The organism is Vibrio floridensis, assembly GCF_021852965.1.
GTDB lineage: Bacteria > Pseudomonadota > Gammaproteobacteria > Enterobacterales > Vibrionaceae > Vibrio > Vibrio floridensis.
Genome location: NZ_JAKGCY010000004.1, coordinates 20152 through 42125, shown reverse-complemented (window position 1 = coordinate 42125; position 21974 = coordinate 20152). Strand labels below are relative to the sequence as shown.

Sequence of the window (21974 nt, the reverse complement as noted above, 5' to 3'; positions counted from 1 at the left end):
TGGGATCGATACATGAAGAAAACCATCGTTAAGGGAGGCCAGTTGCTGGCCTCAACGCTGCTTGTCACCGCAGCGTTACCATGTTTTGGCATTGAGCTCTCGGGCAGCGCAAGTCTTGAACATAGGCAGTTCTTTTCATCAGGGTTACAAGGCCAAGACAAAGGCCAAAGTTCCTTGGTATTCGAACCTGAATTTTATTGGCAGCAAAGTGAGGGTAATGGCCGTTTTACTTTTATTCCATTTTATCGTTGGGATGCGGTGGATGAAGAGCGCTCTCATGGCGATATACGCGAAGCACTCTACCTCAATTATTGGGGAGATTATGAGCTCAGAGCAGGCGTCGGCAAAGTGTTTTGGGGGGTAACGGAATCGGCGCATTTAGTGGATGTGATTAACCAGACCGATGCGGTTGAATCGGTAGATGGCGAAGCCAAATTAGGACAGCCGATGGTGCATGTGACGGTCGTAAAAGAGTGGGGAACAACAGATTGGTTTGTGCTGCCGTATTTTCGTGAGCGAACGTTTTCAGGCGAAGAGGGCAGGTTAAGGCCTAATCCGCCCATTTCTCAAGATGCGTTATATCAATCTTCGCAAGCGGAGAAACACACCGATTTTGCCTTTCGATATAGCAAAATGCTTGGAGATTGGGATGTCGGAGTCAGCTATTTTAAAGGCACCAATCGTGATCCCTACTATCGTTTGGATGGGGGAGAGATAAAACCGTACTACGTACAAATGTCTCAAGTTGGCATTGATATCCAAGGTATTGTCGGAGATTGGCTGTGGAAGCTTGAGAGCATTTACCGAGATAGTGACGATCACCACACCGGTGTTGTGACCGGTTTTGAATACACATGGGTAGGCGTGTTGGACTCCGTCGTTGATATCGGCTTTATTGCGGAATACTTGTATGACAGCCGAGGAAACAATGCTCAGACGATAGGGCAAAATGATGTTTTTGCAGGGCTACGTTTTGCCTTTAATGATGAGGATGGCACCGAACTCTTAATGGGTATAACTCAAGATCTTGATAATAGTGACGTATACAACGCCAAGCTTGAAGCGAGCAGCCGAATTAACAATCAGCTCAAGTGGCGTATCGATGCATGGCTGTTTGAGAATGAAACCCCGAATGACCTGCTATACTTTGGTCGTAAAGATGACTTTATTGAATTTTCATTAGATTACCATTTTTGAATATAACTAACTGATTTTTAGCGTTATATTTTCGATATTGATTGAGGTGGATTATTGGTTTTGTTTTTGTGATACCGATTCAAATTAGATCCACCTCATTTTTTCAACATTTCCATAAAGCTCTTTCACTATATTCACTATAAAATCCCTCGAAAAATGAGTGGATTTAGAGTGTTCACGAAAAACGGACACATTTTAAAGGGCTGTCAATTGAACTCATTCAAATGGGATAAAAACTTTGAAACGGGCATCACAGATGTTGATGAGCAACATCAGTATTTGGTGGGTTTTATCAACCGATACGGTGAGCTGATTTCAGAAAATACGATATCAATACAAGACATTCAAATGGCATTGTTTGAGCTGTCGCGTTACGCCGAGTTTCACTTCAAAGAAGAAGAAAACTTGATGCGTAACGCGGGTGTCTATCACGAGCATTTGCAATACCATATCAAAATTCATCGCGCTTTCATGTCTGACATCATGGGCATGCAGAGCTTTATCTCGGAAGAAAACAAAAAATCCGCAGAACAATTACTGCATTTTCTGATTCATTGGTTGGCTTATCATATTTTGGGTATTGACCAAAATATGGCGAGACAAGTGGAAGCGATTAAATTAGGGATGTCACCGCAACAAGCCTATGAACAAGAAGAACGGAAAAGTAATTCTTCGACTCAGCCGCTGCTTGATGCGTTGAACGCGTTATTTAATCAAGTCTCGGAGCGTAATCGAGAGTTGTTGTCGCTTAATCAGTACCTTGAACAAAAAGTGGAGGAGCGCACACGGCAGCTGGTTGAAGCCAATAAACAACTGGAAGTGCTCTCTTATACCGATTCTTTGACTAAGTTGCCTAACCGTCGCTGCGCCATCCAAACACTTAAAGAGCTGTGGAATGATGCTTCTTTGGCTGACGCGCCGTTGGTGTGTATCATGATTGACGCGGATTACTTTAAACAAGTGAACGACAGTTGCGGCCATGAAGCTGGTGATGTGGTGTTGAAAGAGTTAGCGCACACGCTGAAACACAGTTTCCGCAGTGACGATATTGTTTGTCGTTTGGGTGGAGATGAGTTTTTGGTGATCTGTCCAAATACCGATTTAGCGGGCGGTTTGCATGTCGCTGAGCTTGTACGTCAACAAGTGAACAATTTGCTTATCCCGACAGGCTTGGAACCATGGCGCGGCAGCATCAGTGTCGGGGTGGCAGAAAGAACGCCCGCGATGAGCACCTACACAGAGTTAATTCAAGTCGCGGATGATTCTGTATATCGCTCTAAGCATCATGGTAAAAATTGCGTCAACGCGACTCAACTCAACTCTTAATATGCTCAATTCGTCTCTGGGCCATCTTGGTTCAGAGACGAACTAGCGCTTATCTTTTCGTTCACTTCGCCTCTTTTCCAGCCAAATGTCATTAATCGGATTTCTGGGATTTTGTCTTCTTTTAATATTTGGCGTCTTTTTACTCAATAACCTCTTCTTTTAATAATTCAATTTGGCATTAGAGGCGGGTTTAGCTACTATGTACAGCTATCAAAAAAGTACCAATTACTCCCTTATGGACACTACCAGAAGGTAGATGAGGAAACGATGCAACATCTACAAGAGATCATTGCTAATGCGAATGCTGCGATTGATGCCGCACAGTCGCTTGTCGCACTCGATGAAGTGCGAGTTCAGTATCTAGGTAAGAAAGGTGAGCTAACGGCTCAACTACAAAGCCTAGGTAAACTTCCACCAGAAGAGCGCCGCGAAGCTGGTCAAGAGATCAACAAGGCCAAAGAGGTTGTTCAACACGCTTTAGCAGCTCGTAAAGACGCACTGCAAAGAGCGGAATTGGAAGCAAAACTGGCTTCAGAAACCATCGATGTGACCCTACCTGGTCGTCGTATCGAAAATGGTGGTCTTCACCCAGTTACGCGTACAGTTGAGCGTATTGAACAGTTTTTTGGTGAACTAGGCTTTAACGTTGAGTCTGGCCCAGAAATCGAAGATGCATTCCACAACTTCGACGCGCTAAACATCGCTGCGGATCACCCGGCGCGTACAGACCACGATACCTTCTTCTTCAATCCAGATTTGATGTTGCGTACTCATACGTCTGGCGTACAGATCCGTACGATGGAAAATGGTAAACCACCATTCCGTTTCATCGCACCAGGCCGTGTATACCGTAACGATTACGACCAAACGCACACGCCAATGTTCCACCAAGTGGAAGGCATGCTGGTGGATGAAAACGTGAATTTTGCACAGCTAAAAGGCATCTTGCACGATTTCCTATGTAACTTCTTCGAAGAGGAAGTTGAAGTCCGTTTCCGTCCGTCTTACTTCCCATTCACTGAGCCTTCAGCAGAAGTGGATGTAAAAGGTAAAAACGGTAAATGGTTAGAAGTACTAGGCTGCGGTATGGTTCACCCGAACGTACTTCGTAGCGTTGGCATCGATCCTGAAAAATACTCTGGTTTTGCATTCGGTATGGGTGTTGAGCGTCTAACCATGCTTCGTTATGGCGTGAACGACCTACGAGCGTTCTTCGAGAACGATCTTCGTTTCCTAAAACAGTTCAAGTAATCCAGAGGTTTAAGCACAATGAAATTCAGCGAATCTTGGCTTCGTGAGTGGGTAAACCCTGCGGTTACTACTGACGAGCTTACTCACCAAATCACGATGGCCGGTCTAGAGGTAGACGATGTTCTTCCTGTCGCAGGCACTTTTAACGGTGTTAAAGTTGGTCACGTTGTGGAATGTGGTCAACATCCAGATGCAGACAAACTGCGTGTCACCAAAGTCGACGTGGGTGAAGAAGAGCTTTTGGACATCGTTTGTGGTGCAGCGAACTGTCGTCAAGGCCTGAAAGTGGCTGTGGCAACCGTCGGTGCTGTGCTACCAGGTGATTTCAAAATTAAGAAAGCGAAACTACGTGGTCAGCCTTCGCACGGCATGCTTTGTTCATTCACAGAGCTAGGCATCGATGTGGAATCGGATGGCATCATGGAACTGGCTATCGATGCACCAATCGGTATGGACTTCCGTGATTTCCTAGCACTGAATGACGTGACCGTAGACGTTGATTTGACGTCTAACCGTGCTGACTGTTTCAGCATTCGCGGGATGGCGCGTGAAGTGGGCGTACTAAACCGTGCTGACGTCACTGAGCCTTCTGTTGCTCCTGTTGCGCCTTCTATTGATGACACCGTTGCGATTGAAGTGAAAGCGCCAGCCGCGTGTCCACGTTACCTTGGTCGCGTGGTGAAGAACGTTAACGTTCAAGCGAAAACACCTCTATGGATGCAAGAAAAACTGCGTCGCTGTGGCATTCGTTCAATCGATCCAGTGGTTGATATCACAAACTTTGTTCTTCTAGAACAAGGCCAGCCAATGCACGCCTTTGATCTAGCGAAGATCGACGGTGGTATCGTGGTTCGTTTGGCAGAGCAGGGCGAGAAAATCACCCTTCTTGATGGCAGCGAAGCAGAATTGAATGCCGATACTTTGGTGGTTGCAGACCACAACAAAGCACTGGCGATCGCGGGTATCTTTGGTGGTGAAGAGTCTGGTGTAACCTCTGAAACCAAAGATGTGCTACTTGAGTGTGCTTTCTTTGCACCTGACCACATTCGTGGCCGCGCTCGTAGCTACGGTCTACACACGGATTCTTCAATGCGTTTCGAACGTGGTGTGGATTACGCACTGCAAGCGAGTGCAATGGAGCGTGCAACCGCACTGCTTGTTGAAATCTGTGGTGGTGAAGTTGCGCCTGTTGTGGCGGTAGAATCTGAAGCGGAATTACCTAAGCCAAACAAAGTCGCACTGCGCCGCACTAAACTGGATAACCTCCTAGGCCATCACATTGCAGACAGCGACGTGGTTGAGATCCTAGAACGTCTGGGTATGACGGTAGAAACGACCGCAGAAGGTTGGGTCGCTGTGGCACCAACATGGCGTTTCGATATCGCGATTGAGCAGGATTTGGTGGAAGAAGTTGGCCGTATTTACGGTTACGACAACATTCCAAACCAAAACCCAGCAGCCGCACTGAAAATGCACGATCACCAAGAGGCGAACATCCCTCTTAAACGTGTTCGCGATCTGCTTGTTGACCGTGGTTACCACGAAGCGATCACTTACAGCTTTGTTGAACCTGAACAACAGAAATTGGTTGTTCCAGGTGTTGATGCGCTGATCCTGCCAAACCCAATTTCTGCAGAAATGTCAGCAATGCGTCTTGGCTTGATTCAAGGTTTGCTAAACACTGTGGTTCATAACCAGAAGCGTCAGCAACCACGTGTTCGTCTATTCGAATACGGTCTGCGTTTCATCCCATGTGACACGGCTGAAAACGGCATGCGCCAAGAGCCAATGCTGGCTGGTGTTATCGCAGGTACTCGCAGTGAAGAACATTGGAACATCGATACCAACACGGTTGATTTCTTTGATCTTAAAGGTGATGTGGAAGCGATTCTTGATCTTTCTGCAAACGACAAAGCATACAGCTTCGTTGCAGCAAAACATCCAGCACTTCACCCAGGTCAGTCAGCGGCTATTGTTGTTGATGGTAAAGAAATCGGTGTGATTGGTACGGTTCACCCTGAGCTAGAACGCAAGTTTGGTCTAAATGGTCGCACTATTGTGTTTGAGATCGAATGGTCTGCAATCAATCGCAAAGTGATCCCTGAAGCGGTAGCATTGTCTAAGTTCCCTGCAAACCGTCGTGATATTGCGGTTGTTGTCGATGAAGCGGTTGCTTCTGGTGACATCGTTAACGCGTGTCTAGAAGTGGGCGGCGAGTTCCTTAAAGCGGCAAAACTGTTTGACGTTTACGTAGGTAAAGGCGTTGAGGAAGGCAAGAAGAGCCTTGCAATCGCTTTGACTCTACAGTCTAACGAGCGCACGTTGGAAGATGCCGATATCGCAGGCGCGGTAGATGCCATCGTTGCACATGTGTCTGAGAAGTTTGGCGCGTCACTGCGCGACTAATCTCAAACATAGAAGACAAAAAACCTGCCAGTTGGCAGGTTTTTTTATGTCTGTCGTTAATCGCCACGAAAGGCGCCATGAGAGGACAGAGGCAAATTTGTTTTAAGCGACGCTTTGAATGCGCTTTTTCTGCTGACGTTTCATCTGCTTTAGCGTTTCGATCGCTTTATCAAGGTCCACTTCTAAGCCAAAGCGTTGCTTGAGGTTCATCAAGAAAAAGATGTCTTCACACATGGCTTTCTCCGGCTCGTCGCTGATTTTTGCCACTGGGGAGCCATTACATTCCGCCATCTTGACCACCATTGATATCGGTTGGTAACGGGTGCCTTTGTCATTGGTCCAGTTCCCCATATCATTGGCGAGGAAAGTGCCAATGCCAAAACTTATCTGTGCGCGTCCGGCGAAATACTCGCAAATATCAAGCGCACGCGCGAAATCCAGTCCATCGGTAAAAATTAAGGACTTAGTGGTTGGATCGATGCCTAGACTTTCGTAGTGGGCAATGATTTTATCTCCCCAAACAAATGGACTGCCGGAATCGTGTCTCACGCCTGCATAGGCAGTGGCTTTGTCTAGGTCAAAATCGCTAAGAAACGCATCAATACCGATGGTGTCGGTTAGAGCGATACCAAGACTGCCATCGAACGCCTCAAGCCATTTGTCTAATGCGACACGCTGAGAGTGTTGAACAGCGACAAGCGCTTGATGTGCCATGGTCCATTCATGTGCGACCGTGCCAATTGGCGTTAAATTGAACTCTTGAGCAAGGTGATAATTACTGGTGCCTAAGAGCAGTTCTGGCACTCGTGCACGCAATACGTCAAGCATCGTTTTTTGCGCAGCAAAGCTAAATCGGCGTCGTGTCCCCATCTCAGAGAAACGGAAATTAGTAATATTACGGCGTTTAAGTTCCGAATCTAAAAAGTCCAGTTTGTCCTCTAATACCTTGTGCAGTTGAGATTGGGGTATTTGTGCCCAATAACGACGATTGCGCAGTTCTGAGATAATACTCATCACTAAGGTTTCGTAGAGAATGGTTTCGTGCCAAATGCCATTTATGGTGACTCTGAGCTGGCAGTCGCCCTGTGCGGTGCGGAAAATACCGACAGAGACTTGTTGCTGAGGGTGGAAGCGGAAGGTTTCTAAATAGGAGAGAAACTCTGCCGTTAAATAGGGCGCTTTCTCTGCCAAGTAAGCCAACTGGGCAGCATCAAAGCGAAGCTCTGCGAGGCGGTTGATTTCCTCACGAACCTCTTCCACTAAATCAGACAAGTTATCATCAGAGCGAACGATCAGTTCGTAGCGCACTTGTGTTTGAGGATAAAATCGATACGCGGCTTGCATCATATTGATTTTATACACATCTAAATCAAGAACACTTTGAATAATGGCTGGTTGAAAAAGTGGCGCGCACATGTGTCTGTTTTCACCCTGTTTAGGTTAAGAACATTTTGTTCGTTAATGTGCTGAACTCTAAATGAGAGAGTATGGTTTGTCAATTTTTGTTACTAACATCACATGGTCTGGCGAGGGATGTGCCGGGCTAATTTGATTCTTATGTTTGACGGATGAAGCATGCCTGGAATTGAATGATTAGGTATAAATCAAAGTTAGGAACAAAAGTGTACTTTCCTATTGACCCTATAGGATCGTCTCAGTATTGTAGTGCCAGTTTGATATTAAGAGTTGCCGTATGATTGTTACGATTGACATGATTTGCCTGAAGCTAGGTGAGAAAGGGCTGGAAGTTCTGCTGATTAAGCGCACCAATCCTGAGAGACCACAGCATGGCATGTGGTCTATTCCGGGAGGGTTTGTGTTTGAACACGATTTATCCCAAGAGGGAGGACAACCCGCTGACGCTGATTTTGATTCTGCACGACGTCGTATCTGTCGGCAGAAAATTCATACCTATCCTCACTACATCAGTGAGCCGATGGTGGATGGTAACCCAAAACGCGATCCCCATGGTTGGAGCGTGACCATCGCCCACTATGCACTGCTTAATCAAACCAATATCGAACAAATTCAAAACTGTGGTTTGTGTGATCAGCAATTGGCTTGGTTCGCGCTTGAGTCGGTGCTGCAAGGGGAAGTGGCGCTGGCCTTTGACCATGCCGATTTAATTCGCCTCGCATGGACCAAGTTGCGTGCCGCGATCGAATACACATCGGTGGTCTTGTTTGCACTCGAAAAAGAGTTTCTCGTTTCTGACATCATTCACGCCTACGCCAAGTTTGGTGTGGATGTGAACCGCATGACGATCAAGCGACGTTTGATCGACACTGGTGTGATCGTGAGCGCGAATAAAATTGCCTCGACCAACAAAGGGAAGGGAGGCAAACCCGCTCAGGTCTATAGCTTAGCGGATAAACACGTAACCTATTTTCAAACTTGCTTGCGTTAAAGGGAGTTAAACATGGTAGATATCTTCAAAAATCGCACAGCGTCGTTAGACGTGGATCCGCAACAAGGGTTTAGTGAGTTATGCCCCAATGAACTTCCTGTCTCCGGTGCGTTAGAGATTGTTGAAGCGTTAAAGCAGAATCATACAAAAGCAAAGCTGAAGTTAGTGTCGCGCGATATGCATCCTCCGGGAGCCGCGTGGGAAGCTGAAACGCCTGCAAACATGTTAGAGCCGGTTGGCCTTCCGGAAGTGGATATTAAATGGAATCCACATTGTATTGTCGGTACGCAAGGTGTCGAATTGCTGCCGGGCTTACCTGCTATTCGAGAGTACGATTTCCAAATGAACAAAGGTATTGATCCCGATGCCCACCCATACGGGGCGTTTTATCATGACCAAGCCGATACACTATCGACAGGGGGAATTGAGTTCCTTCATGCCCACGGAATAGATACTGTGCTTGTGGGTGGATTGGCGTTGGACTTTTGCGTGAAAAAATCCATAGAACAGCTTGTCGCCGCAGGCTTTAAGGTGATTCTAAATTTGGCGTCAACTCGCGCAGTGTTTCCAGAAAACAACGCACAGGTGCTTAGTTACTTAACGGCGCTTGGCGTTATCTGTATCGATGATGTGAATCAAGTGCAACTGCACGAATGAAATACTGCTATTTTTGAAACAAATCGCTAGGGTGTTATCCTATTTATGTGCATGTTATTGCGGTTGCAACTTACTGATAAAAAGGAAGGTTTTGTCAGGGTGGTGAAAAAATATGCGATAGCTAACGAAAATATCAAATAGATAAAAATTTCGCAATTTTGCTTTGATTTGGTTTTTTAATCTTTATAAGTGTTTGCTTTATTACATTTTTTGTTGAATTGCTTCAAAAATTGACACTCTAGCGCTGCCTTTTTGAATTCAATGCGCGATTTAGATCAAATAAAAAGTTGGCGTAAATCAGAAGCTTGGCATACACTTTCCGTTGTAAGCCCGATATGTTGTTGATTGGTAGGGCAAATTGCTTTGGCGCTACCCATTGTGTAGCAAGGTATAACTTAGCTTTGAGGAAAGTTTTATGGCGCTCACAAAAGCCGATTTGGCAGAGAACCTGTTTGAAAAACTAGGATTTAGTAAACGGGACGCCAAGGACACGGTTGAAGTGTTTTTTGAAGAAATTCGCAAGGCACTAGAAAATGGCGAGCAGGTAAAGCTATCAGGTTTTGGTAACTTTGATCTACGAGATAAGAACGAGAGACCTGGTCGTAACCCTAAAACCGGTGAAGACATTCCAATTACTGCACGACGCGTTGTCACTTTCAGACCAGGCCAGAAGCTAAAAGCTCGTGTCGAAAATCTGAAATAGTAATGGAACTATGAATACAGAAAGACCACGCATTGCGTGGTCTTCGTTTTTCAGCGGTATCTAACTTATTTGCTTATTTGCTTATTTGCTTATTTGCTTAAGCGCTTAAGCCGCTTCCAAGTGTGTGGTTAAATAAGGTTGCCACGCTTGTTGGTAAAGATCTTTTGAGTGGCTTCTTAGTCGTTTAATGGTCGCCAACTCGACATCATTCAGTGAACGCGTTTCACTTGCTGCTTGTCTCTCCATCATTTGAATTTGCTGATATAAATCGTGTTCAGGGCCACTTTTAACATCTGCAATCGCTTTCAAGTGCAATTGGACTTCTGCAACTAAGTTGGTCTTTGGTAGTTGTACCAGCAGGTTGAGGTCACGATACCCAGACTCACCTGGGCTCTTAAAGCGGTTTTTCACTTTGACGATGTGTGTTTCTCGCTCTAAAGCCTCGTAGGCACTAACAAGGCTTGCTACGTCATCGGCTACAATGGTTGCTCTAGCGAGGTCAGTAATGCGTTCTGGTTGATTATTAAGTTCCAAAGCAATTTTCTGTTTCGCGCGTTGTTGTGATTTCACGCCTGCAAAATAGGGCTGAGTATCCGTCAACAGTGCGGTGCTCTTTACGATGGTTTCGAGCTCAAATTGCGCTTGGTGCGCTTTACTATAAAGCACGTCAAAATCAGTGTAGGGTTGAAGTGGTTGCGTATCAGTGGATTGAATGCCGTATAAACCACTCAAGCTGTGTTTAAACAGTTTTGAGCACACTTCATTTTGGCTTGTTTCGCGCTGTTTTTCTTGGTTCGATGGCGCGGTGGGAATGGCTGCAAACGCAGGTGCACGGCTTAGTACCAAAAGCATCAATGCGGTAGTACGAAGAAATAAGCTCATTCACTCTCCTTAACTTGCGTTGTTTTAGTAAACGGGGAGTCAAAAGGTCTAAAACACAGTCAAGTTACTTAAGTTATGGGGGCGCACTGTCAGGAAACAATCAAGATAAGTGTATATGTTTCTCTTATGTGCGCAGTGTCACACACTGCATAATCCCCAGATTTCAGTCATACACTCTACATTCCTAGGATTAACTTAATATGAACGAAAACCATTTTTCACTGTTTTCAATGTGAATTATTGGTTAGGCTATGGCGCAGGTCAGTTCAAAAGAAAGATACAGATAACGATGAGAGATGCAGAATTTTGGCACAACAAATGGGCCAGCAACCAAATTGGCTTCCATTTGGAGGACGTTAATCCATTATTGACCCGTTTTTGGTCTGCGTTGGTACCGAAGCGAGAAGAAACGGTTTTGGTTCCACTTTGTGGTAAAACAGAAGATCTTGCGTGGTTGGCAACGAAGCATGATCACGTTGAAGGGGCTGAACTCAGTTTGATTGCCGTGCGATCGTTTTTTGCAGAGCACTTCTACACTCCGACGGTGACTCCGATTTCCGGTCAACATGAGCTCTATCAGTTTGATGAGTTGTCTATTTACGCGGGGGATTTTTTCACCGCTCCGCTCAGTAAAGCAGATTTGATATACGACCGTGCAGCTCTGATTGCGTTGCCTGAAGAGATGCGAGTGGAGTATGTACAACGCATTCGTGGTCTATTAAATCCTGGTGGGCGTATTTTACTGGTGAGTTTAGATTACCCTCAGCAAGAAATGTCCGGCCCTCCGTTTTCGGTCACTCAAAAAGAGATAGAACACTTATTTGCGGGCATGCGTGTGACTCGTTTACACCAAGACATTGCGGATGAACATCATCCCAAAATTGCAAAACAAGGCTTAAGCCGCTTTAGCGAAGAAGTCTACGTTATTGAAAACGATAAATAACAAAGGGTAGCGTGAGCTACCCTTTTTAATCGGCTGAATCGAAAAACGATGTTCAGTAAATGACTTTGATTTTCTTAGCACTTTCTATTGCTGCATCCACCGCTTTCTCAGTGCTAGAACGACGTGTCAACACAACACCTAAACGACGACGGCCATTAATATCGGGTTTGCCAAACAGACGCAACTGGGTTTGCGGTTGTTCAAGTGCGTCAGACATACCGTCAAAGCGAAGGTTCTCTGATTGACCATTGCCCAAAATCACCGCTGAAGCGGAAGGGCCGTATTGAACAATCTTGTTCACTGGCATGCCAGTAAATGCACGCACGTGGAGAGCAAATTCAGACATTTCTTGTGAAATCAGTGTTACTAGCCCGGTATCGTGTGGGCGAGGGGAGACTTCATTGAAGATCACCTTGTCACCTTTTACGAAAAGTTCTACACCGAAAATACCGTAGCCACCTAACGCATTGACGACCTGTTCTGCTGTGTATTCGGCAGCTTTGATGGCATTTTCAGACATCTGCTGTGGTTGCCAAGATTCACGATAATCCCCATCTTCTTGGCGATGGCCAATAGGAGCACAGAAATGCACGCCATCAACTGCGCGAACGGTGAGTAGAGTGATCTCGTAATCGAAGTTGATGAAGCCTTCGACAATCACTCGTCCAGCGCCAGTGCGACCGCCTTCTTGAGCGTATTGCCATGCTTTCTCTATATCGGCTGGAGATTTAATGACGCTTTGCCCTTTGCCAGAAGAGCTCATCACGGGTTTCACAACGCAAGGAATTGACACGGCTTCAACGGCTTCGACAAATTGCTGATAGTTGTCTGCAAAGCGGTATGGTGAGGTAGTGAGGCCAAGCTCTTCTGCCGCTAGACGACGGATCCCTTCACGGTTCATTGTAAGTTTGGTTGCTTTTGCACTAGGCACCACGTTTAAGCCTTGTTCCTCGAGCTCTACCAACTTGTCCGTTGCGATAGCCTCAATCTCTGGAACTACAAACGCAGGTTGTTCTGCGGCGATAACTTTTTCTAGCTCGCTTGCATCTAACATGTCGAAAACATAACTGCGGTGTGCTACTTGCATCGCGGGTGCATCAGGGTAGCGATCACAGGCAATCACTTCCAGCCCAAGACGTTGGCATTCGATCGCCACCTCTTTACCGAGTTCACCAGAGCCCAAAAGTAATACGCGTGTGGCGCTTTCGCGAGTCGCGGTACCGAACATAGTGCTTCCTTTAAAAAGTAATCAGAGAGAATAAAATTGCCGCCGATCATACTCAATTTAACCTGCAAAGCAAACGTTTGCTTTGTGATTTTAAAGAAAGCCCTACGTAAAGTAGGGCTGACGACATATCACTATAAGCTGAGATAACTCACTGGAATATCGGGGTTTAAAGCTTCCAGTGTTGACTGGGTACATGCTAAGTGACTAATTTTGCCTTTATGGCTTTCAACAAGCGCCGCAGACTGAATATTTTCAAATCTCTCACCCGCGAGAAGCAATTGAATTAATGCCACTTGCAGTGGTGGAAGGCTTGGGTTGAAAGCCGCATTTTCAGCGTATGCACCCAGATAAACGCGTCCACTTTCAGTTTGCAATGCCACACCGCTCAAGTTGTGCGTATAAGGTGCATGACTACAGTTCATTGCTTCAACCGCACGTTGCATTAAGGCATCATCATCTTCAGTGGTGAAGCCATGATGGACTTGGCTCATTAATGCAGATTCGATGCCCAAATCTGATGGGCCAAATGAATCTGGCAGATAGTCGTGTAGTTTCTTTTCTTCGCGCTCTGGCAATTGAATCTTAAGCTCTTTGGCACCAGATAACTCATTCATGAACTGACGGCAGTGACCACAAGGGCTGAAATTAATGGTGATGTCTGAAAGACCTTGCTCGCCTTTCATCCATGCATGGCTGATAGCCGATTGTTCAGCATGAACCGTTTGTCCAAGTTGGACCCCATCAAACTCCATGTTAGCGCCAAAATAAAGAGCACCTGATAGGCCACGAACGATCGCACCAACATAAAACTCAGAGATGGGCGCGTAAGAATAGGCGGCAGCAAAAGGAAGTAGCGCCACGCGCAATTGGTTGTCAGTCATCCCTGTTTGCTTGAGTAACTCATCAAACTGAGCTGTTGAAAGGGATGCATCAAAATCAGCAGCCAAAATGATAGGCGCTAAGTGGCGTGAAAGTGATTCTGGTGCGCTTGCCAGCGCGTTCTCAAAGCGACTCTTCATAGTGAATCCTTGTAATTGCATGGAAGGTTATTCTATGCAAGAACGAAAACTATTCAGTGATCTGCGTCACCATAACCAATGTAACGGATGTTTGTATTTCATAATTAGAGTGATGTCACAAATGTATTCGATTGCACAATGTCCCCCAAAAGATAGCCGATAGCAATCAACTAGGCGAATCGTTAGCCAATCAAATATATAAACCTAGAAAATGACGATCGTAAATGTTGGCTTTGGATCGTTGTAATAGACAAAAAAATACCCTCAGGAAACTGAGGGTAAGAAGGAAACATTTCGTTATTTGTTCAGTCCGTGATCGTGTTTTAGTCGCCACGAAAAGAGTATTTTTTAGAGGATGGCTTGACGTTCTCTCATCTGTTGCTCACCGATGTTGAACAGTCTTACATCAATTTTTGCAATGTCATTGCATTCTTGGCATGAATGATGGCTTTTTCCATCTAAATAATCATGGCGTGTTAGCATTCTTGGTTTTTTGCACCAGTCGCAGGTGCCTTCAATGGTAAACATCTCTATTCTCCCCACCTAGCTATTATTGCAGGTGTCATTTTTGCCTGTGTATTATGCCATAACTTTTCTATGGATGTTAAATGTCTGTAAACGAAAAATGAGAAGGAGATCGATTGCTATCCTATATAAAACGGGTGATTCAGCTTTTGATGGAACTGTCACTAGTCTTTGCTTTACCTACTTGTAACATTTTGTAATAAGACTTTTAGCGCGCCATTCAAACGCTTCATTTCTTCTTCACTACCTTGAGCGTCGGGATGATAAAGTTTAGATAGCTGGCGAAAGCGTATTTTGATCGACTTTTCATCAGGGATATTGCTTGGCAGATAGCCAAACATGGCGCAGGCGAGAGCGAGTTTGTGATTTTTGTTTTGTGATTGGATTTTTTTGTACTCATTAAAAACTTTCTCAAGCTGTCTTTTTAGTTGCTTATTATTGAACTGTTGGTTTTTTAGCTCTTTTTCTAGCATTAAATGTTGTTCAATTTGCTGAGTTAAACGACGCTTGCGCACTGCCCGTGCGATGGTGACTAAAGCGATAATGGTCAGTAAGATCACAAGCACCCACCAATCTTTATAGATAGGGAAGAGCAGAGAACTCTCCTCCTGATGCAGCTCTGTCGTGAAAGAGGGGTCGCTTGGTTCAGCCAATGCACTATCCAACTGTGAAATCGCGGAAACTTGTTTGGCTCGAAGTTGATTGAACTTCAGTTCTAAGATGCGATTGTATTCGGCGTCAGCTTTTTCATTCTGTTTCGCGGTTAAGCCAAACCAAAGCTGAGCTAAGTCGAGATGGCTAAATTGCTGACCTTCTTTCTCAAACAAAGCACCCAACTGAAATAGCGCTTGTTGATTGCCTTGCAAAGCGGCATGAAGATACCAATTGGCGGCTTGCTTAACATCGACAGAAGTGCCTAAACCTTGCTCGAAAGATTGAGCAAGTTTGAACTGGGCGGGTTCATAGCCTAAATCAGCAGATTGTTGATACCAATAGAGCGCATCAACGGCTGAGCCATCAGTTTGGTGTTTTTCTAGTTGAACTGCGAGTTGATATTGCGCTTTGGGATCTTGCTGTTTGGCTTTTACAGTCAGTTCTTGCGTGGTGTCAGCAAGGGTGTTTGCGGTGAATAATAGGCCAAGACAAAACGAAAAAAGAGTGCGCAAAATAGGATCTCTAGAGTTCAGGTTCAGCCCAAATTATAGACTGAACCTGAAGCGAAATCAGCAGTTAAGCGAAAATCGCTTGTTGCGTGCGATTATTTTAAAGGGAGGATTTGAATCTCAACGCGACGGTTACATGCACGGCCTTCTGCGGTGCTGTTGGTGCAAAGTGGGTAGCGCTCGCCATTGCCTCTTGCAACTGCACGACCGGCAGCAACGTTTTGTGAAATTAGGAAGCTACGCACGGATTCAGCGCGACGCTCTGAGAGAATTTGATTAGAGTTATCGTTACCTGTGCTGTCGGTGAATCCGTCAATCACAAGGCTAGTATCAGGGTACTCAACCAGTATGCGAGCGACGCCTTTTAACGTGTTGTGTATGCCGCTATCAAGTGCGTAGGAACCTGAACTAAAGCCAATACCGTTTTCCAAACGCAGCAGCAATTGATTCTCACCCACACGTTCAACCTGAACGCCAGAATTAAGCAGCTCTTGGCGTAGAGCTTGTTCTTGCTGGTCAAAGTAGTAGCCAACACCACCACCAATAGCGGCTCCGCCGGCTGCGCCGATCAGAGCACGTTTACCACGATCTTTTTTGTCGCCAGTTGCCGCACCGGCTACTGCGCCTGCAATCGCGCCAATGAGTGCGCCTTTGGTGGCTGAGTTGGTTTCAGATTCGCCAGTGGTTGCATTCTGACGTTGCGTTGCCTGACATCCGCTTAGAGTCAGAAGAATTGCTAAAGCAATAGAAACTTTTTTCAAAGTCATCTCTCCATGTACATTCAGAGGCTAACTGCTGCCTCCGTGCGGATTATTCAGCAAGTCAATGAGAGAAATGTCAGTGTAAGGTTATCTTTTTTCGATTTGTTTCATCGCTTGCGCACCGCCAACCGGGCGATTAACTGATATTTTGCGTCCTTTTTTTAAGCCTACTTCGTAATCGGCAGTGAGATTTTTCATCGCCTCACGCAATTGCTGCTTAAAAGTTTCACGATCGATGTTTTGGAACTCTTTATCGATATAGCTGTTGATTTTGTTCGCTGACTCTTCATCGGGTGTGATCTCCGGTAGTTTTTCCAACGCACCTTCCACCCAGCCAGAGACAAATGAGTTGACTCGGCGTGTTACCTCAAGAGAAGAGGTTCCAGATCCTGCGAAGCTATTGCGGAATTGACCTGTACTTTCGTTCATTTCACGGTAAATAATGTCAAAGGCGAAAGCAGCGAAAATCGCTCGGTCAGCCTCACCAATAAACTCCAAGCGTTTGAGTCCTTTATGGTTAAGCAATACCGCTTCCACACCAAATTTGGTATTGATGCCGCGAATAACACGCAACAAGACGGAACTGATACTCGCAGGCAGAAGATGGGTAGACTGAGTTTTGCCCATTTTGATGAACTCGATATCATCTTTATCGAGACCATACTTGAGCATCAATCGATGCGCCATCTTAATCGCGTTGGCCGCTTCGTTGACGTTGGCGGAGTTGCCTAGCTCTAGGCATTTGGCAATTTTCTTCAGCGCTTTTTGTTTATCCATAGACAATGGCAAAAACCTAACTCAATCAGCAAAGTCGGACATCATACCTTTTTTCCGACAAAATTTGAATCCTTGCGAAAGGTATGGCGATAAAAAGCCGTGCCTCAGTGGACACGGCTATAGCAGTCGAGATGTTGCGAAGAGTTTTAGATGCCCAGTTCGTCAAGCAAGTCTGAGGTAATGTCTAACTCCTCTGCTGATGAGTTACTCTCTGCTTTCTTGCCGAGCATGTTTGCTTGTGCCGCTTCTAAAATATCATCTGGGTTTTCATCTTCTGCGACTTCAAAATCTTCAAGCTGAATAAATTCAGTTTTATCCATCGCAAGCTCTAAGTAGAAGATATTGTTGTTAGCGGTGGAAAAGGTAACGCGACGTGCCTGTGGTCGGTCTAGGTTGGTATCCACCGAAAGAATAACTTGTTTGTTCAGAGACAACATCTTAGGTTGGTTTTGGGTGATGTTGGTTTGCAGCTCTTTGCGAATTTTATTGGTGAAATCGCCGACTAACTGGTTCATCAGTTCACCCAACACATCACCCACTTCATCGGAGGTGTGCAACACGGCCAGTTCTTCTTCTGGCATGCCCATATTACGCATGTAATTGGTGTAAATCTCTAATGCTGCTTTTGCGGTAAAGTTAATGACGACGAGGCCAGTAAAACCGCCATCAAAAAGAACGAAACAGCCGAAATCAGGCTTTAGACTGGTTTTGTTGATTTTCTGCACCATTGCAGAATAGTGAATTTGAGAAGAAGTGGCAGAAGTGAGCACTCCAGATACGGACTGACACAGTTTTAACAAGATATCTTCGGTCGTAACGACTCTGTTTTTTTTCATTATCAATGCTCTGTTTAAGTTCTTTACATATGGTCTTTCAATGACTTTAGGTTGGTATCGTTAGAAATGAAAGCACAACTTTCATTTTTGCATTTAGATTCTGTTTTGATCACCTTTTAAATGTTGTAAAGTGACGAAATTCAAAGATTAATTTCAAACTCTAATATAAACCCGAGGCTGATAGGATCAGTGTTGTAGGGGCAGGAAGCAAATGTTACCAAGACTTAATTCTCAATCGGATGTTGATCCCGTTGTCCTGAGTTTTCTCAAAGAACTTGAGCAAGCTGGTTTCAACGGTGATATTGAATCACACTACGCGAGTCGCCTTGCTGTGGCGACTGATAACAGCGTCTATCAGCAGCTCCCTCAAGCGGTTCTCTTACCTAAAAGTACAGAAGATGTCGCCTTGATCGCTAAGCTTAGCCTGAGTACTCAATATGAACGCATCTCCTTCTCTCCTCGAGGCGGTGGTACTGGGACCAATGGGCAATCGTTGACCAAAGGAATTGTGGTTGATATGTCTCGTCATATGAACAAGGTTCTGGAGATCAATGAGCAAGAAGGCTGGGTGCGTGTTCAAGCGGGTGTGGTAAAAGATCAGCTTAACGATGCGGTTCGACCGTATGGTTTTTTCTTTTCTCCAGATTTGTCGACCAGCAATCGTGCAACGCTGGGTGGGATGATTAATACAGATGCCTCTGGGCAAGGTTCGCTGAAATACGGCAAAACGTCCGATCATGTCTTGTCACTGCAAGCGGTTTTTGCCGATGGTTCGGTCCTCGAATCAGACCTTTCAAAAGGCTTGCCTGAGGAAGGCCAGTACGCATACCACGCTTTACAAACGACGGAAGCCGTTTGTCGAGAAAAGCGTCAGCAGATTTTAGCGAAATTCCCGCCATTGAACCGCTTTCTAACCGGTTATGATTTAAAGAATGCAATTGAAGAACAAACCGGAGAGTTTAATTTTACTCGGGTACTCTGTGGTGCCGAAGGTTCATTGGCGTTCATCACTGAAGCCAAACTCAACCTTACACCGATTCCTAAAGCGCGCACGCTCGTAAATGTAAAATACAACAGTTTCGACGCCGCGCTACGTAATGCGCCCTTTATGGTTGAGGCAAAAGCACTGTCTGTTGAAACCGTCGATTCCAAAGTTCTGAATCTCGCTAAACAAGACATTGTTTGGCACAGCGTGAGTGATTTGATTACTGATGTACCAGGTCAGGAAATGCTCGGTTTGAACATGGTGGAATACGCAGGTGAAAATGAGTTGGAAGTGGCAGAGCAAGTTGCTGCGCTGACCTGCAAACTCGACAGCATGCTGGAACACGGTGAAGCCGGCATTATTGGTTATCAAGTGTGTAACGACGTGGCTAGCTTGGGGCGTATCTACAACATGCGTAAGAAAGCGGTAGGGTTACTTGGCGCTGCAAAAGGGCGAGCCAAACCAGTCGCATTTGCGGAAGATACCTGTGTGCCACCAGAAAACTTGGCCGATTTTATTGCTGAGTTTCGCCAGCTGCTGGACAGTAAAAATCTCGAATACGGCATGTTTGGCCACGTGGATGCGGGTGTGCTCCATGTGCGCCCTGCGCTTGACCTTTGTGATCCTAAACAAGAGTTGCTGATGCATGAAGTCTCAGATGAAGTGGTCAAGCTTGTCGCAAAATACGGTGGTTTAATGTGGGGTGAGCACGGCAAGGGTTTTCGCTCAGAATATGGCCCGGAGTTTTTTGGCCAAGAGCTGTTTACCGAGCTAAGACGTATTAAAGCGGCGTTCGATCCTCACAATAAAATGAACCCAGGTAAGATCTGTACCCCGCTTGGTAGTGATGCAGAACTTGTTAAAGTCTCTGGCACCAAGCGTGGGTACTTTGACCGACAAATCGATGTCAAAGTCCGTGATAGCTTCAAACAGGCAATGGAATGTAATGGCAATGGCTTGTGTTTTAACTACGACACGAGCTCACCCATGTGTCCTTCGATGAAAGTCACTGCAGACAGACGCCATTCGCCAAAAGGTCGTGCAGGTTTGGTTCGTGAATGGTTGCGCCAGCTGACTGAGCAGGGCATTGATATTTTGGATTTGGAAGCTCAAACCCTACAGGGTTCTCCGACCATTAAGAACATGCTTGATCGAGTCCGTAATCGAATTAATCAGCGTCATGAGTACGACTTCTCTCATGAAGTGTATGAGGCTATGAATGGTTGTTTGGCGTGTAAAGCGTGTGCCAGCCAATGCCCGATTAAAGTCGATGTACCAAGTTTCCGTTCCCGTTTCCTAAATATTTATCACAGCCGTTATCAGCGTCCGGCGAAAGATTATCTGGTTGCCAATATCGAGACGTTACTACCGATTATGGCGAAAGCACCGCAACTGATTAATGGTGTGATCGGTCAGCCTTGGGTAGAACGCTTGACCGAGAAAACTGTGGGCTATGTGGATACGCCTTTGTTATCTGTGCCGACATTGAAGCAACGACTTTCTGCGTTGAAAACCTTTGACTTGCAACAGCTCAAGGGGTTGTCGAGCGAGGAAAAACGCCATCATGTGTTGGTCGTTCAGGATCCGTTTACCAGCTATTATGATGCGCAAGTGGTAGAAGATTTTACGACGCTTGCGATTAAACTGGGTAAAACGCCGGTGTTACTGCCATTTAAACCCAACGGAAAAGCGCAACACATTAAAGGTTTCTTGAAGCGCTTTGGACAAACTGCCGGGAATACAGCAACATTTCTACAAATGGTGGCGGACTTAGAGATCCCAATGGTGGGTGTTGATCCCGCGCTGGTACTCTGTTATCGCGATGAGTACAAAGAGATTTTGGGCGATAAACGGGGTGATTTTGAGGTATTAACTGCTCATGAATGGTTATTGCCACGTCTTGCTGAGTTTAATACTGAGACGAAAACGGTTGATGAGCCTTGGTACTTGTTTGCCCACTGTACAGAAAAAACCAAGCTACCCAATGCGGAAAAAGAATGGGGAAGGATCTTTGCTCACTTTGGCGCTCAACTAAATACTGTCCCCGTTGGCTGCTGTGGTATGGCGGGAACATTTGGCCACGAAAGTGACAAGCTACAAATGTCGAAAGATATTTATGGCCTTAGTTGGAAACCGAGCTTGGATTTGTTGCCCAAAGATCGCTGTTTAATTACTGGCTATTCCTGTCGTTCCCAAGTAAAACGTTTCGAAGGTATTCAGCCGCAGCATCCAGTTCAAGCGTTACTTGGAATGTTGCAGTAATCAATATCAAACCCAGCGCTCTGCTGGGTTTTTTATCGATGTAACGCATATTCTGACTTGAGAAGTTCAAGCTTTGGTAGGAGCCAAAAATGGACAAATTGGAGTTAAAAGTGCCACCGGTGGCGGTATTTTTGTTGGTTATGTTAGTGATGTATTTGATCTCAATGAGTCTACCGTCGCTGACGTTCACAATTGTCGGTTACCAATGGTTCGCAGGTGCGTTGTTTGCGGTTTCTGGTGTGGTGGGCCTTTCTGGCGTGCTCGAGTTTCGCCGTGCAAAAACAACGGTAAATCCAATAAAACCAGAAAGTGCTAGTTCAGTAGTTTCGAGCGGAATCTTTCGTTACAGCAGAAACCCGATGTACCTTGCCTTGCTATTGTTACTTCTCGCTTATGCTCTTTGGTTACAAAACGGCCTGGCGTTTGTCGGATGTCCTTTGTTTGTGATTTATATGAACCGCTTTCAAATACGTCCGGAAGAAAGAGCGTTAGAGCGTCTTTTTGGCCCAACGTTTTTAGACTATAAAAATCAAGTCAGGCGTTGGTTCTGACTATTTCAATAAAGCACTAATGTAGAAAATGTTAATTTTCAACAGCGTGAAATAGGTCTATAAAATACAACGAAACTTTGTATTCATTCGTTCTA

The 21974-nt window shown here is 45.5% G+C and carries 19 protein-coding genes; 10 read left to right on the top strand and 9 right to left on the bottom strand.

Annotated elements, in window-relative coordinates; genetic code table 11:
• Window positions 1-12: 12 nt before the first annotated feature.
• The 4 genes from LZU85_RS08455 (at window position 13) to pheT (ending at window position 6180) form a co-directional block, all read left to right on the top strand.
• On the top strand, window positions 13-1197 hold the full coding sequence (locus tag LZU85_RS08455; protein WP_176297370.1) for a hypothetical protein: 1185 nt from the start codon (window positions 13-15) through the stop codon (window positions 1195-1197).
• 210 nt (window positions 1198-1407) lie between these two features.
• Complete coding sequence (locus LZU85_RS08450) at window positions 1408-2523, top strand: GGDEF domain-containing protein (protein WP_237286881.1); 1116 nt, start codon at window positions 1408-1410, stop codon at window positions 2521-2523.
• 267 nt (window positions 2524-2790) lie between these two features.
• Entirely contained in the window at window positions 2791-3774 is a 984-nt protein-coding gene (pheS, locus tag LZU85_RS08445) for a phenylalanine--tRNA ligase subunit alpha (RefSeq protein WP_011080237.1), read from the top strand.
• 18 nt (window positions 3775-3792) lie between these two features.
• Window positions 3793-6180, top strand: a complete 2388-nt coding sequence (pheT, locus tag LZU85_RS08440) for a phenylalanine--tRNA ligase subunit beta (RefSeq protein ID WP_237286880.1) — start codon at window positions 3793-3795, stop codon at window positions 6178-6180.
• Window positions 6181-6282: 102 nt separating this feature from the next.
• Here pheT and pncB read toward each other — a convergent pair whose 3' ends face one another.
• Complete coding sequence (gene pncB, locus LZU85_RS08435) at window positions 6283-7596, bottom strand: nicotinate phosphoribosyltransferase (RefSeq protein WP_237286879.1); 1314 nt, start codon at window positions 7594-7596, stop codon at window positions 6283-6285.
• A gap of 277 nt (window positions 7597-7873) precedes the next feature.
• Here pncB and LZU85_RS08430 point away from each other — a divergent pair, with 277 nt between their 5' ends.
• The 3 genes from LZU85_RS08430 to ihfA all read left to right on the top strand — a co-directional run bounded on the left by LZU85_RS08430 (window position 7874) and on the right by ihfA (window position 9947).
• A complete protein-coding gene (locus tag LZU85_RS08430; protein ID WP_011080240.1) occupies window positions 7874-8587 on the top strand; it encodes an NUDIX hydrolase in 714 nt (237 codons plus the stop codon).
• Between the two features lie 12 nt (window positions 8588-8599).
• Entirely contained in the window at window positions 8600-9244 is a 645-nt protein-coding gene (locus tag LZU85_RS08425; RefSeq protein WP_176297375.1) for a cysteine hydrolase family protein, read from the top strand.
• A gap of 415 nt (window positions 9245-9659) precedes the next feature.
• Window positions 9660-9947: an integration host factor subunit alpha gene (gene ihfA / locus LZU85_RS08420; protein WP_011080242.1), complete on the top strand. Its 288-nt coding sequence runs from the start codon at window positions 9660-9662 to the stop codon at window positions 9945-9947.
• Window positions 9948-10052: 105 nt separating this feature from the next.
• Here the strand turns inward: ihfA and LZU85_RS08415 are convergent, their stop codons facing one another.
• Window positions 10053-10829, bottom strand: coding sequence for a nucleotidyltransferase family protein (locus LZU85_RS08415; protein ID WP_176297376.1), 777 nt, complete (start codon window positions 10827-10829; stop codon window positions 10053-10055).
• Window positions 10830-11118: 289 nt separating this feature from the next.
• Here LZU85_RS08415 and LZU85_RS08410 point away from each other — a divergent pair, with 289 nt between their 5' ends.
• The gene (locus tag LZU85_RS08410; RefSeq protein ID WP_237286878.1) at window positions 11119-11772 is read left to right on the top strand and encodes a thiopurine S-methyltransferase; all 654 of its coding nucleotides are present in this window, start codon (window positions 11119-11121) and stop codon (window positions 11770-11772) included.
• A 52-nt stretch (window positions 11773-11824) separates the two neighbouring features.
• On the opposite strand, the gene purT is transcribed toward LZU85_RS08410, so the two are convergent.
• From purT to LZU85_RS08375, 7 genes are all read right to left on the bottom strand, one after another.
• On the bottom strand, window positions 11825-13000 hold the full coding sequence (gene purT / locus LZU85_RS08405; protein ID WP_237286877.1) for a formate-dependent phosphoribosylglycinamide formyltransferase: 1176 nt from the start codon (window positions 12998-13000) through the stop codon (window positions 11825-11827).
• 131 nt (window positions 13001-13131) lie between these two features.
• Complete coding sequence (cdd, locus tag LZU85_RS08400) at window positions 13132-14019, bottom strand: cytidine deaminase (protein ID WP_176297378.1); 888 nt, start codon at window positions 14017-14019, stop codon at window positions 13132-13134.
• 348 nt (window positions 14020-14367) lie between these two features.
• Window positions 14368-14547, bottom strand: coding sequence for a hypothetical protein (locus LZU85_RS08395; protein WP_176297379.1), 180 nt, complete (start codon window positions 14545-14547; stop codon window positions 14368-14370).
• Between the two features lie 173 nt (window positions 14548-14720).
• Window positions 14721-15710, bottom strand: a complete 990-nt coding sequence (locus LZU85_RS08390; protein ID WP_237286876.1) for a J domain-containing protein — start codon at window positions 15708-15710, stop codon at window positions 14721-14723.
• 92 nt (window positions 15711-15802) lie between these two features.
• The gene (locus LZU85_RS08385; protein WP_176297380.1) at window positions 15803-16468 is read right to left on the bottom strand and encodes a YiaD family glycine zipper/OmpA-like lipoprotein; all 666 of its coding nucleotides are present in this window, start codon (window positions 16466-16468) and stop codon (window positions 15803-15805) included.
• Between the two features lie 87 nt (window positions 16469-16555).
• Window positions 16556-17245: a DUF2786 domain-containing protein gene (locus LZU85_RS08380; RefSeq protein ID WP_176297381.1), complete on the bottom strand. Its 690-nt coding sequence runs from the start codon at window positions 17243-17245 to the stop codon at window positions 16556-16558.
• Between the two features lie 146 nt (window positions 17246-17391).
• On the bottom strand, window positions 17392-18081 hold the full coding sequence (locus tag LZU85_RS08375; RefSeq protein WP_176297382.1) for a DUF3334 family protein: 690 nt from the start codon (window positions 18079-18081) through the stop codon (window positions 17392-17394).
• Between the two features lie 211 nt (window positions 18082-18292).
• Between LZU85_RS08375 and ydiJ the strand changes: the two genes are divergently transcribed.
• Window positions 18293-21328: a D-2-hydroxyglutarate dehydrogenase YdiJ gene (ydiJ, locus tag LZU85_RS08370; protein WP_176297383.1), complete on the top strand. Its 3036-nt coding sequence runs from the start codon at window positions 18293-18295 to the stop codon at window positions 21326-21328.
• Window positions 21329-21417: 89 nt separating this feature from the next.
• Window positions 21418-21879 carry a methyltransferase family protein gene (locus tag LZU85_RS08365; RefSeq protein ID WP_176297384.1) on the top strand — a complete coding sequence of 154 codons (462 nt, stop codon included), beginning with the start codon at window positions 21418-21420 and terminating at the stop codon, window positions 21877-21879.
• The last annotated feature ends 95 nt before the right edge of the window (window positions 21880-21974 follow it).